The sequence below is a fragment of the Xanthomarina spongicola genome, from assembly GCF_003148645.1.
In the GTDB taxonomy this organism is placed as follows: Bacteria; Bacteroidota; Bacteroidia; order Flavobacteriales; family Flavobacteriaceae; genus Xanthomarina; species Xanthomarina spongicola.
In genome coordinates, this window is the sequence record NZ_QGGP01000011.1 from 52,795 (window position 1) to 63,902 (window position 11,108).

Annotated in this window: 9 protein-coding genes, 1 other RNA gene and 1 pseudogene; 5 read left to right on the top strand and 6 right to left on the bottom strand. The window is 29.8% G+C overall.

What is annotated here, in order from left to right:
• Window position 1: 1 nt before the first annotated feature.
• Both LX78_RS14315 and rnpB read right to left on the bottom strand, forming a co-directional pair.
• The gene (locus LX78_RS14315; RefSeq protein WP_109683464.1) at window positions 2–604 is read right to left on the bottom strand and encodes a hypothetical protein; all 603 of its coding nucleotides are present in this window, start codon (window positions 602–604) and stop codon (window positions 2–4) included.
• 58 nt (window positions 605–662) lie between these two features.
• Window positions 663–969, bottom strand: an RNA gene (gene rnpB / locus LX78_RS14320) — RNase P RNA component class A.
• An 87-nt stretch (window positions 970–1,056) separates the two neighbouring features.
• Between rnpB and dnaX the strand changes: the two are divergent.
• The 4 genes and pseudogenes from dnaX to LX78_RS14340 all read left to right on the top strand — a co-directional run bounded on the left by dnaX (window position 1,057) and on the right by LX78_RS14340 (window position 4,662).
• A pseudogene (gene dnaX, locus LX78_RS14325) lies at window positions 1,057–2,776 on the top strand (DNA polymerase III subunit gamma/tau).
• 20 nt (window positions 2,777–2,796) lie between these two features.
• Window positions 2,797–3,342: a hypothetical protein gene (locus tag LX78_RS14330; RefSeq protein WP_109683465.1), complete on the top strand. Its 546-nt coding sequence runs from the start codon at window positions 2,797–2,799 to the stop codon at window positions 3,340–3,342.
• A gap of 1 nt (window position 3,343) precedes the next feature.
• Window positions 3,344–3,925 (top strand): tRNA-(ms[2]io[6]A)-hydroxylase, encoded by a 582-nt coding sequence (gene miaE / locus LX78_RS14335; RefSeq protein ID WP_109683466.1) that lies wholly within the window; start codon window positions 3,344–3,346, stop codon window positions 3,923–3,925.
• Window positions 3,926–3,957: 32 nt separating this feature from the next.
• Window positions 3,958–4,662, top strand: coding sequence for a T9SS type A sorting domain-containing protein (locus tag LX78_RS14340; protein ID WP_109683467.1), 705 nt, complete (start codon window positions 3,958–3,960; stop codon window positions 4,660–4,662).
• A gap of 73 nt (window positions 4,663–4,735) precedes the next feature.
• Here LX78_RS14340 and LX78_RS14345 read toward each other — a convergent pair whose 3' ends face one another.
• From LX78_RS14345 to LX78_RS14360, 4 genes are all read right to left on the bottom strand, one after another.
• Window positions 4,736–5,260: a porin family protein gene (locus LX78_RS14345; protein ID WP_109683468.1), complete on the bottom strand. Its 525-nt coding sequence runs from the start codon at window positions 5,258–5,260 to the stop codon at window positions 4,736–4,738.
• 99 nt (window positions 5,261–5,359) lie between these two features.
• Window positions 5,360–6,265, bottom strand: coding sequence for a Ppx/GppA phosphatase family protein (locus LX78_RS14350; RefSeq protein ID WP_109683469.1), 906 nt, complete (start codon window positions 6,263–6,265; stop codon window positions 5,360–5,362).
• 1 nt (window position 6,266) lies between these two features.
• Window positions 6,267–8,333 (bottom strand): polyphosphate kinase 1, encoded by a 2,067-nt coding sequence (gene ppk1, locus LX78_RS14355; protein WP_109683470.1) that lies wholly within the window; start codon window positions 8,331–8,333, stop codon window positions 6,267–6,269.
• A gap of 174 nt (window positions 8,334–8,507) precedes the next feature.
• A complete protein-coding gene (locus LX78_RS14360) occupies window positions 8,508–8,993 on the bottom strand; it encodes a SixA phosphatase family protein (RefSeq protein ID WP_109683471.1) in 486 nt (161 codons plus the stop codon).
• A 476-nt stretch (window positions 8,994–9,469) separates the two neighbouring features.
• Here LX78_RS14360 and LX78_RS15015 point away from each other — a divergent pair.
• The coding region (locus tag LX78_RS15015) for an HYR-like domain-containing protein (protein ID WP_146192595.1) at window positions 9,470–11,108 on the top strand (1,639 nt) is incomplete at its 3' end.

The following is an 11,108-nucleotide window of genomic DNA, read 5'->3' on the forward strand; positions in this document are numbered from 1 at the left end:
ACTACCAATCCATCAAGGCTTTCTCAGGTAGTTTATAAGAATTAAACTCTCCTAATTCTTTATAATAATTACCATTTGGTTTTAGAACCACAGCACTACCACAACATACATTTGGAATAAAAAATGTTTGTTTTACTACATCTAATGAATCTTCATAGAAAATATGTTTCCTGTTTTTAAATTGAAACCCTTTTTCGGTCATATAAAAAGTTTCAACAGCTGGATTGTTGTTGAGCTCTATTAATCTTTTGGTATTCGCATAATGTTTTGCTAATCGCTTATCACTTTCATAAAAAAAGTAAATAACCAATGTTTTAGTTGTGTCAACTTTAGTTTTTATGGTTTTTTCTAAAAAGGACATAAAATTGGTATAAGAGGGCTTATCCAATTGTCCTTCAAAAATTCTTACATATAGTCTTGCTAAAACAGCTGTATCATTAACAACTGCCCTTTTATAATAGGTTTCAGAATTTAATTTACTAAAGAATTCTTTTTGACCAATAGCATTTCCGTTTTCATCAAACATATAGGCTTTTTTGCCTTCATCTTGAGCGAAAGTTAAAAATGTAAAAAAGAAAACTGATATAAGCAGGTATAATTTCATTTTATAAAAATAAAATAATTTTAATATAAAACCCCTCAAAAATTTGAAGGGTTTTTAATATGTAAGCAAATCTATAAGCCGAATTCTGTACTCTAAAAGAGTCCTTATCATTTATCTGAGTGTACTGTTACCAATACACTTTAGCTGTCTACCCTCCAACATCAAGCGTGCAGCCTTCAAACGTTGGTTTACATGACATTGCACCACATAGAGTTTACCTGATTTCACTACAGCATTACCTGTACATACTTTCTGTTGCACTTTTCCTAGCCTCACGACTGGTGGCCATTAACCACTATGTTGCACTATGGTGTTCGGACTTTCCTCCATTCGACTAAACGAACAGCGATAAGACAATCTACTTATTGCAAAAGTACATAAATTGTTAATAAATACTATTAAATACTGAATCCAGAATTCAAAAATTTGAATTGAATTTTTAACTTTGTTGTATGGAACACTTTGTAGTATCTGCACGTAAATATAGACCCCAAACATTTAAGGATGTTGTGGGTCAGCAAGCTATTACAAATACGTTACTAAATGCTATTGAAAATAATCATTTAGCACAAGCCCTACTTTTTACTGGTCCTCGTGGTGTTGGTAAAACGACATGTGCTCGTATTTTGGCAAAAATGATTAATAGTGATGGTACAGAAAAAGAAGATGAGGATTTTGCCTTTAATATCTTTGAATTAGATGCAGCTTCCAACAATGGAGTCGATCAAATTAGAGAATTAACAGATCAAGTTCGCATACCTCCACAAGTTGGAAAATACAAAGTGTATATTATTGACGAGGTACATATGCTTTCTCAAGCTGCTTTTAATGCTTTTCTAAAAACATTAGAAGAACCACCAAAACATTGCATTTTTATTCTTGCAACTACTGAAAAACATAAGATTATTCCAACTATTCTATCTCGTTGTCAGATTTTTGATTTTAAAAGAATTTCTGTAAAAGATGCCAAAGAATATTTAAAATATATAGCTAAAGAACAGGGTATTACTGCAGAAGACGATGCACTACATATTATTGCCCAAAAAGCAGATGGAGCCATGCGTGATGCACTTTCCATATTTGATCGTGTAGTTAGTTTTTCTGGAAAAAATTTAACCAGACAAGCAGTAACCGAAAACTTAAACGTACTTGATTACGAAACATATTTTACAAGTACAGATTACATTCTAGAAAACAATATTCCAAGTTTATTAATTCAGTTTAATAATATATTATCAAAAGGATTCGATGGCCATCATTACATTGCTGGTTTAGCCTCACATTTTAGAGATTTATTAGTTTGTAAGAATTCTGAAACTATAGAATTACTAGAAGTTGGAGAAGAAACAAAGGAAAAATATCTTATCCAATCTAAAAAAGCTTCTCAGCCATTTCTACTACAAGGAATAGAACTGGCAAACGATTGTGATTTAAAGTTTAAATCCAGCAAAAATCAACGGTTACTTGTTGAATTATGCCTTATGCAGCTTGCCTCTATCACTTTTGATGGAGAAAAAAAAAAATAGCAAAAACTTCATAATTCCAGCTAGTTATTTTATCAATAAAGGCATTACACCTGTTCCAGTTTCTATTCCAGAAAAAAAGGAATCTATTGTAAGAGATACTAAGACACAAACTTCTAATAACACAGAAAAAACTGTTATAGCTCCTAAGGAAATTGAAACTCCAAAAATAACCTTAAACACTGGAAAAAAAGCTACTTCTGGTCTATCGTTAAAAAGTATTAAGGCTAAAAAAGAACATCAAATAAAACAAATGGAAGTTATAATTGATGAAGAAAATTTGCCAAAAGATGATTTTACTGAAGACCAATTAATTTCTTACTGGAATACATTTATTAAACAACTAGAAGTTAAAGGCCAATTTAATTTAGCATCCATTTTATCTATAGACACTCCCAAAGTAACGGGAACAACCATTTATTTAGAATTTCCTAATGCAACAAATAAAGTAGAAGTTGAGCGTCAGCAATACGATTTGATGATGTTTTTAAAGAAGTCACTAAATAATTACGATCTTCATCTATCTATTGAAGTTAATGAAGAAATGGAAAAACAATATGCGTTTACTCCAATGGAAAAATATTTAAAACTAAAGGAGAAAAACCCAAATATTGAGGTGTTGAAAAAAACCTTTGGATTAGATTTATAAGAGACTTTAAAATTATTAATATGAAAAAATTTATTTGTTTACTATTATTAATTAGTATTGCTTTTGTTAGCTGCGATGGCAGAAAAACCCAAAACGATTTATTGAATAAAGCTATTACAGAATTTAATAACAAAGAGGCTAATTTAGAGACTTTTACAATCTATCCTAGAGAATACACAGAGGTTATTACAGATACGCTTATTTCAAATAAAGTAAATGTGCGTATCAAAAATTTTACATCTTTAAACGAAACTGTACTTATTGCTTCAACTGAAAATCAAACCAGCTATCATCGTGTTTTTAAATCTGAGATTAGCATTAAATCTGACAATAAAAATATTTTAAAAGCTACAATTAATGCTGAAGATTTTGCAAATCCAGAAGAAATATTCTGGAATAATGCCACGTTACAACAAGTTTGGGTAAATCAAGATTTAACAACAGTTGAAGAAATAAACCTCGATATGTCGTTTATCAACCCTTTAGATAAATCTTATAAATTATATCGTATGTCTGTTAACCAAGATGGACAACAACAAATAAATTTAATTGAAGAACAAAGTTAAGATGCTAGGCTTAAAACTACCAACAGATCCACGATGGGTAAACATTGTAGAGAAGAATATTGAAGATATATTAACCGATCATGCTTATTGCGAACAAAAAGCTGCAAGTACTGCCATTTCTTTAATTGTAGGATTTCCAGAATATACCGAGCTTGTTCAAGAAATGATTGCTTTGGTTAAAGAAGAAATTAGTCATTTCAAAATGGTTCATGATCGTATTTTAGAAAATGGCTGGACTTTAGGTCGTGATAGAAAAGACGATTATGTTTTAAAACTGATTACATTTTTCCCCAAAGGAGGCAGTAGAACCACTCAATTAGTACATAGACTGCTATATGCTGCTTTAATTGAAGCTAGAAGTTGTGAACGTTTTAGATTGCTTTCAGAAGAATTAGAAGACAAAGAACTTGCTGAGTTTTATAGAAAATTAATGGTTAGCGAAGCAAACCACTACACCATGTTCTTAGGTTTTGCTAGACAATATGGAGACCGAAAAGAAGTAGATGAAAAATGGCAGCAACTCCTTGATTTTGAAGCAGACATCATGAAAGATTTGGGGAAAAAAGAAACCATTCATGGATAAGATTTTGTATCTTAGATATACAAATCTACCTTATGAAAATATTACACCTTATTTACTTACTATTTATAAGCTTAAATTTATCTGCTCAAGATGAACTTTTAGGTGAATGGTTTTTGCATACAATTACTGCAAATGGTAATCCACCTATAACAACCTCTCCATATAATTACAATTTAAACTTCACTATTAATAGTACTAATAACAACATATATGACATTGATGGAGGTATGCAATGTAATGGGTATTGGGCTTCAACAACATTTCCATCTCCAACTATATTAGAGGTTGCATTTGAAGGAGTGACTCTTGCTTTTTGCGAACCATCAGAAGAAGGTTTATACCTAGAGCTTTTAACAGATTCTTATAATACAGGCAGCATGTTACATTCTTACAATATTACAGGAACTAGTGATGATGCAATATTAACATTAACAAACAGTAACAATAATGTACTTGTTTATGGTAGACAAACACTTTCAAATCCTACGTTTACTAAAAGTACTACAATTAAAATAACACAAAATCCAGTACAAAATGAATTGAAAATTTCGGCAGAAAATGATGATTTTAAAGACTTATCTTATTCAATTCACTCTATGGAAGGTAAAATCATTATTGAAAAAGAAGTGTTAAATCAAAATAAAATTAATGTTTCATATTTAGAAACTGGTGTTTATTTTTTAGTTATTACAGACAAAAACAGTCAACAACAGGTTTTAAAATTTATCAAAGAATAATAATTCTTAATCTTGATAAACAAAAAACTCCGATACTATTAATATCGGAGTTTTTTTATGTTTTAAAATTTGTTTAAATCTTTACACCAACACCTAATTGGATGTTACTGTTATTGGCTTCGAAAGTTGACTCATTATCGACTACATTGGTAAATCCATAATGGTATCTAGCATCGATAAAAATATCGTTAGTAATAAAAAATTCTAAACCACCAACCATGGAAAATGCAAAATTTTTCAAATTATCTTCATGTTCCCATACCTTAACGCCAGCCATTGGTCCAGCACCTAAAGAGAATCTGTCTCCAAATCTATATTTAAATAAAATAGGGATTTGTATATAATCTATACGTAAGTCTTTTTCTTTAGCACCTTCTGCAGAGAATTGTATTTCTGGAGCAATCGCTATAGTTTTTGAAAGGTCATATTCGCCAAAGAATCCAATAGCAAAACCATTTCTGTGTGTATTATCAAAAGTTGGATTAGGCTCAAAATCTAGGTTAGATATATTTATTCCAGCACGAACACCATATAAGGCTTGTGAAAAGGAAAAAGTTGAGCATACAACAAAAGCCAAAAGAAGTATTGTTTTTTTCATAATTAAAAATTTAAAATAAAGTAGTTTCGGGTTTCTAATGAAGCTAATATATATGTTTTAACGAAAAGTGATATATATTAAAGACAAAATGCATAATTTTTACTGTGTATTGCTAGAAACCGTATCATAATAGATACTTTTTATGATTCCATCTGACAATCCGATTTTTGGAACATAGATATCTTTAGCTCCACTCCATTTCATTGCAGAGAGATAAATTCTGGTTGCTGGAATAATAACATCTGCTCTATCTTGATTTAAATCTAATTCTGTAATACGTTCTTCGTAAGAATAAGATTGTAACGTATTATAATAAGACGTTAGATAAAAGTAAGTTAGTGGCTTACCTATTGGTTTTCCTGATATTTTAAAGATTTTATTAATGTTACCTCCAGAACCAATAACATCAATTTTATCGTAAGGATCTGTTTTTTGTTTAATCCAGGATTCTAATTCATGCCAGGTTTCTTTCTTTACAATATCATTTAGTAATCTAACAGTTCCTATTTTAAAAGATTTAGAAGCAACCGATTTTCCTTTGCTAATAACTGTAAATTCTGTACTACCTCCACCAACATCCACATATAAGTATGTTTTACTGTTATCTATAAACGATTGCAAGTCTGTAGCTGCAATAATGGCTGCTTCTTCTTCACCTTCAATAATATCGATTCTTATTTTTGTTTTCTTATATATTAAATCAGAAATTTCTTTTCCATTTTCAGCTTCACGCATAGCAGATGTTGCACATGCTTTATATTTAACTACTTGATGTGTTTTCATTAATAGTTTAAATGCAGACATGGTATCTATCATTCTTTCTCTATTAAAATCTGATATATGCTGTTCTAAAAAAACGTCTGCTCCTAAACGAATTGGCACACGAACTAAAGAACTTTTTTTAAATCGCGTTTCTTTTCCTTTTTCTTCAATAATATTAGCAATAAGCAATCTTACAGCATTGGAACCTATATCTATTGCAGCATATTTTTTTATTGATAGCATATTATTCTTTTAATTTATTTAAGTAATAATTATAAGTTGCAAATTGCGATCTTACTTTTATTCTACCACTTTTTCTATATTCATTTTTTTGATCTTCGTTAAGTAATCTTGCTTTAATATTATCACTCCAAGAAATATCAAACGTATCTATTAATTCTTGTTTTATGTCTTCGGAATAAATTGGGCAACTTACTTCTACTCTATTTTCGATGTTTCTTGTCATCCAGTCTGCCGATGAGATATATACTTTTGGATTGTTATTGTTACAGAATATAAATAATCTAGTGTGTTCTAAAAATTTATCTACAATACTTATTACTTCAATATTTTCGCTCATACCTTTAACTCCTGGAATAAGACAACAAATCCCTCTAACAATCATTTGTATTTTCACTCCTGCTCTACTGGCTTCATAGAGTTTATCCACCATATTAAAACTAGATAAACTATTCATTTTAAGTCTAATATAAGCTGGTTTTCCTGCTTTAACATTCTGAATTTCAGTATCAATAAGTTTAAAAAATGCAGATTGGGTATAATGAGGCGATGTAATAATATGCTTATATCTATATATTTTATAATTAAACTCGAAAAAACTAAACACTTTATTTATGTCTTTTAAAATCTTCTGGTCTGAAGTAAATAAGGTGAAATCTGTATAAATTTTAGCTGTAGATTCGTTAAAATTTCCTGTACTAATAAAACCATAACGTTTTAATTTCTTATTTTCTTCACGTTCTATAACACACATTTTACTATGTACTTTCAATCCTTGAACTCCAAAAATAAGGTTTATGCCTTCATGTTCCATTTGTTCTGCATAATCGATATTTGCTTGCTCGTCGAAGCGAGCTTGAATTTCTATAGAAACGGTTACTTTTTTTCCGTTTTTAGCAGCATTTATTAATGAACTGGCTACATGCGAAATTTCTGCAAGTCGATAAATTGTAATTTTAATGGTTCTTACTTTTGGATCTAAAGCAGCTTCACGAAGAAATTTTACAACATAAGAAAACGTATGGTAAGGAGCGTATTGCAAATAATCTTTTTTGGAAACACTATCAAAAATACTATCTTCTAAACTTAGTCCTTTAACAGGAAGTGGCTCAATTTTATCGTAGAGTAAATCTGTTCTTCCTAGACTTGGAAAGCCCATATAATCTCGTCTGTTATGGTATCTCCCTCCTGGAATAATACTATCATGAGAATCAATTCCCATTTTAGACATTAAATATCTTAGCGTTTCTTGATCTATAGTTTTATCGTAAACAAATCTTACAGGTTCTCCAATTTGTCTATCTTTAACACTATCTGATATTTTTGCAATAAAACTTTTACTTAAATCACTTTCAAAATCTAATTCGCCATCTCTAGTAATTTTTATCATGTGAGCAGAAATACTATCGTAATCGAAAATATTAAAGATATCATGCAAACAATAGCGTAACAAATCGTCTAACATGATAATGTAGCTTTTACCATCTTTTTCAGGTAATACTACAAACCTATCCATAGATTTAGTAATTTCAACTAAAGCAAATTGATATTGATCTGTATTATTTAAAACCATTTTAACAGCTAAATATGCTGCACTATCTTTTAAATTTGGTAGGTCTACTTGGTCATTTAAAATAATGGTAACTAAAGCTGGACTTACTTTTTGGATAAAGTATTGTTTAACAAAATTATGTTGGTCTTCACTTATCTCATTTTCTTTGATAATAAAAATATTTTCCTTCTCAAGTTCATTTTCAATATTACTTAATATCTCTAGGCTTTCACTTTGTTGAACAATTACAATTTGTGTAATTTCTTCAAGTAGTTCTTGAGCTTTAATTCCTCCTAATATATTTTTAGCAACTTTGCCTGCTTCAACAATTCGTTTAACTGTAGCATATCTAACTTTAAAAAACTCATCTAGATTATTTGAAAAAATTCCAAGAAATCTTAACCTTTCTATTAAAGGCACATTTTTATCGGCTGCCTCTTGAAGAACTCTTGCATTAAATTGCAACCAACTAATCTCTCTATTTATATAGTTATTTTGAAGCTTTTCTGCTTTTGTCATGAATACAAGTTTATTACTACAAATATATTCTATTAGAATTAATTTTTAGATAGAAACTAAACATACTTAATATACAATTTATAGTAATTATTCCTATAGGTTTCAACAACATTTATATACAAGAAATTTAGACCCTAAAGCAATAAAAAATGATATGATTTTAACAAATTAAGATTATCTTAAGTCTCTGGGGAAAATAATATGAGTTGTATGTCCTTTCTTAATATATTTCCAAGAATCAATGTGAAAATCTATAACAACTAATCCACTTGTTGGAACATTATCAATATATCTATCTCCAAATGAATTAACGAAATAAGTTAAGGCATGATTATGACCAAATAACATTAATGTATTAATAGTATTATCTACATTCTTAATTGTTTTAATGAGACTTTCTCCTGAAAAATCATAAATATTTTCATCTAAACTGAATTTATTTCGGTCAATATTTAAATTATTTATAAAAATTTCAGCAGTATTTCTAGCTCTTTTTGCCGTACTTGAGAGTGCTATATCTGGTAAAATATGAAGTTCTTTAAACTTTAATGACACCAATTCAGAATCATGTAAACCTCTAGCTTTCAATCCTCTATCATGATCGCTTACCTGTTCTACCCAAGAAGATTTTGCATGTCTTACAATAATTAACTTTTTCATTTTTTACGATTAAATGCATATTTTATCGACAAAGTGTTGTATATGTCGGACATATGACTTATTTTGGCTACCTCAAATATAAAGAGTAAGCTATTATAAAAATATTAAATATTATTATTAATGACTAAAATCAATCAAAACAATACACAAACATCAAACTGATTAAGCAATAGTGGGATAATCGTAGTCGGTTAATTATTACATTTTACCGATTAAGTGTTTATGCAAATCATCTTAACGAATTTTTAAGTTATTTAACATTTTTTTTTGATTGAATTGTTTAATCGCTATTTATTTGTTACGTAAGCTATTAATTAAAAATGATCCCAAATCAAGAAATTAACTTAATCCATTATACATTGATTCGTCAATGTACTTCCCTCAACAATTTTTTGATATTATTATTTATTTAAAAGTTTTTATTATTAAACATTAATATAAAACAATTTTTGCAGTATATACAAATCTACAATCTTATGAAGACAATTACTCATAAAATTAATTTGCATGGTATCCTATTGATAATGTTTTTACTTTTCAATAGTTATGCTTCAAGTCAAATTCTAACAAAAGAAAGTGACAGCCAATTAAGCACTGATTCTAATAGTATCTTAGATACAAGTAATTCAGCACTTAATGTTGATTCCTGTTCAGCTAACGATTTTACACTAAGTAATTTCTATTTGGCTGACATAAATGGTAATCCATTAGCTAATAATTGCACACCTGGCACACCACAATCAGCATACATATTTGCGCTCTTTTCTGCAAATACTGGTGCAGACAGATATAGTTTATATATCGATTACGATGTGATTATTAATGGCGTATTTGCTTATCATGTAAATGATTGTTTGTATAATGGACAAGCAATTCCTGTTGGACAAAACTTACAAGTGCAACAAATAAATTGGAACTGTGGTGATCAAATTAGGTTAGCAAACTTTTATATGGCCTGGCAACCAAATGCTGGTAGACCATGTGCTACAAATCCTTCTAAATGCTTTTTTGATGCTGAAGGATTTATAGTGAATGCCCCTTTAATTGCAAATTTTGAATCTGCTATTGTATGTACTTCATATCAAATAAATTTCACAGATTTAACAACTGGTGGAGATATAGATAATCCATATAGTTATGTATGGAATTTTGGAGATGGAACTCCAACATCTAATCAACAAAACCCATCTCACACATATTCAGGTCCTGGTACTTATACGGTAACATTAACTGTTACTGATGCAGATGGCGTTATAGATAGTCAATCCTATCAGGTAACAGTTCATCCAATATTAACAGGTTTAACCTTAAATGCAACAAACGTTCCATGTAATGGTGGCACTACTGGATCTATAACAGCTAGTGGAACTACTGGTGGTTTTGGTAATTATACATATAGTATAAGTCCACAACCTTCAGGATATACTCAAAATGGTGGACAATTTGGTAATTTACCTGCTGGAACTTACACAGTTACTGTAACCGATGAAAATAATTGTTCTATTAGTGAAACTGCTACTATTTTAACTGGAGATAATACTGCACCAATTATTAATGCACCTAATTCAATTACTGTAGAAGGTTGTAGTACAGACGATGTAACTAATGGAAATTTAACTTCATTACCTTATTCAACAACTGCTACTGCTATTACTGAATTACAGTTTTTAGCTGAAGGTGGTACGTTTACTGAAGACAATGTAGCAAGCATTACATATCAAGATAGTGCTTCTGGTTCTTGCCCTATAATTGTAACAAGAACATTTACTATTGTTGATAATTGCGGTCAATCTGCTACAGCGAATCAATCAATTACTATTAATGTACCTCCTTTAAATATTACAACTATTGATGGTAGCGCAACTGTTAATTGTTTATCAGAAGCAACTGCAACATTTACTATGCCATCTATAAAAGATGCATGTGGTGCTGATTTAGTTCCTTCGGCTCCTGTTATTACAGATAGTCCTAACCCGATTACTTGTGAAGGGACTCGAACTTATACATATACTTATACAGATTGTGATAATAATCAAGATACTTGGTCTTTTGTTTATACAATAGAATATATTGGTTTTAATCCTATTGCACCAACATCTGATACAGCTGATTGTT

What these genes read in the sequence shown, in the direction of transcription:
- LX78_RS14315 (WP_109683464.1), bottom strand. Translation starts at nt 604, where the DNA reads ATGAAATTATACCTGCTTATATCAGTTTTCTTTTTTACATTTTTAACT.
- LX78_RS14330 (WP_109683465.1), top strand. Translation starts at nt 2,797, where the DNA reads ATGAAAAAATTTATTTGTTTACTATTATTAATTAGTATTGCTTTTGTT.
- miaE (WP_109683466.1), top strand. Translation starts at nt 3,344, where the DNA reads ATGCTAGGCTTAAAACTACCAACAGATCCACGATGGGTAAACATTGTA.
- LX78_RS14340 (WP_109683467.1), top strand. Translation starts at nt 3,958, where the DNA reads ATGAAAATATTACACCTTATTTACTTACTATTTATAAGCTTAAATTTA.
- LX78_RS14345 (WP_109683468.1), bottom strand. Translation starts at nt 5,260, where the DNA reads ATGAAAAAAACAATACTTCTTTTGGCTTTTGTTGTATGCTCAACTTTT.
- LX78_RS14350 (WP_109683469.1), bottom strand. Translation starts at nt 6,265, where the DNA reads ATGCTATCAATAAAAAAATATGCTGCAATAGATATAGGTTCCAATGCT.
- ppk1 (WP_109683470.1), bottom strand. Translation starts at nt 8,333, where the DNA reads ATGACAAAAGCAGAAAAGCTTCAAAATAACTATATAAATAGAGAGATT.
- LX78_RS14360 (WP_109683471.1), bottom strand. Translation starts at nt 8,993, where the DNA reads ATGAAAAAGTTAATTATTGTAAGACATGCAAAATCTTCTTGGGTAGAA.